Source organism: Paenarthrobacter nicotinovorans (assembly GCF_007670255.1).
Lineage (GTDB): Bacteria > Actinomycetota > Actinomycetes > Actinomycetales > Micrococcaceae > Arthrobacter > Arthrobacter nicotinovorans_B.
The window spans coordinates 1-1,687 of record NZ_SZVS01000025.1; the positions used below are offsets into that span (position 1 = coordinate 1).

Here is a 1,687-nt window from a genome sequence, read left to right on the forward strand (position 1 = left end):
CTAGACGATATGTGTGTGGCCGGGTGCAGTTGGCTGGTCGGTTTCCTTCTGAGGGCGCGATTGTTGCCGGGCAAGGTTTCGAAGCGCCAGCTTTGGGCGGGCGTTCGGGGGTTTGTTTGTTCGGTGGCGCTCCGGATCCTTGCCCGGCAGCTCTGGCCCGTGTCAGAAAGACACCGTGGGGTGCGGGGGCTGGAACCTTCTCTTCAACCGATGTCGTAGGTTGCCCCAGACTTGATCCCAGGGGGTAGAGCCACATTTGAAGTTTGGAGGTTCCAGCTATGTTTGAGCGTACTCACGTCGGCCTGGATGTCCACGCTTTGACTGTCGTCGCGTGCGCGATCGATAGCCAGACCGGTGAGATCTTCCGTGCCCGGCTCACACCGGATCATGGTGAAATTCTGGAATGGATTACGGCCCTGCCTGGCCCGTGCCGGGTGGTCTACGAGGCCGGGCCGACCGGATTCCCGCTGGCCAGGGCCTTGCGCGCTGCCGGGATCGAGTGCGTGGTCGCGGCCCCGTCCAAGCTCCAGCGCCCGCCCGGTGACCGGATCAAAACAGACCGCAACGACGCTCTGCATCTGGCCCGGCTGCTGAAACTGGACCAGATCACCGAGGTCACGGTCCCCAGCCCGTCCCAGGAAGCTGCCCGGGACTTGGTCCGTGCCCGGGAAGACATCCGGGGAGATCTGATGCCTGCCCGGCACCGGGTTTCCAAACTTCTGCTGCGCCAAGGCATTTACTACACGGGCGGCCATACCTGGACCCAGGAGCATCTGGCCTGGCTCTATCGTCAGCACTTCGATTCACCGGCTCTGCAACTGACCTACGACCTCGCGCTCGAATCAGTCAGCGAAATCCTCGATCGCCGCTCGCGGGCCGACGCGGCCATCCGGACCATGGCCTACGACAGCGAGTACACCCCGGTCGTGCGCGCCCTCGAATGCCTCCGCGGCGTTTCAACGCTCACGGCCTTCGGCCTGGCCGTGGAAATCGGTGACTGGAATAGGTTCACCGGCCGGACCATCGGCGCTTACCTCGGTCTGGTTCCGAGTGAAAACTCATCCGGCCAGCACCGTTCCCAAGGCTCGATCACCAAGACCGGGAACACCCACGCGCGCCGGCTCCTCGTCGAAGCCGCCTGGCACCACCGCCGTTCCTACACCCACCCTTCCCAAGCACTGCGCTCCCGCTGGGAAGCGGCAACCCCTTGGGAAAGAGCCCGCGGCAAAGCCGGCAACAGACGCCTGCACGAACGCTGGCTCAGCTACCAGGAACGGCGGAAACGTCCCGTCGTCGCCAACGTCGCCGTCGCCCGTGAACTCGCCGGCTGGTGCTGGTCACTGGCCAGCGAAGCCCAACGCACAGCGCAGCACCAAAACCCCTAAACGTCCGGGACCTCACCACCAGGGGACCCGCCGGGTAAACCGGCAGCGCGTGGAGCGAACTCGCGACCCAACTATGAGCAACCTTTCAAGGCCACGCCCGACCCTAGAGAAGCGATAGCCTCCAGCCGGACACCTCGTCCTGCGGTAACCAACCCGCGCATATTAGTCTGACCACGCCGTCGCCCAACGACACGCTGGCCCCCCACACAGAGAACTCCCGGACCAAAAAGGAAGCGACCCCGGACACAAACCGAGGCCGCTTCCCCACGCCCATTGACAAAAGAAACTACATATTAGTTGGG

1 protein-coding gene is annotated in these 1,687 nt (G+C 63.9%); it reads left to right on the forward strand.

Annotated features, from left to right (window positions below; all coding sequences use genetic code 11):
• The first annotated feature begins 278 nt into the window (after nucleotides 1-278).
• On the forward strand, nucleotides 279-1,385 hold the full coding sequence (locus FDP28_RS20365; protein WP_144663428.1) for an IS110 family RNA-guided transposase: 1,107 nt from the start codon (nucleotides 279-281) through the stop codon (nucleotides 1,383-1,385).
• The last annotated feature ends 302 nt before the right edge of the window (nucleotides 1,386-1,687 follow it).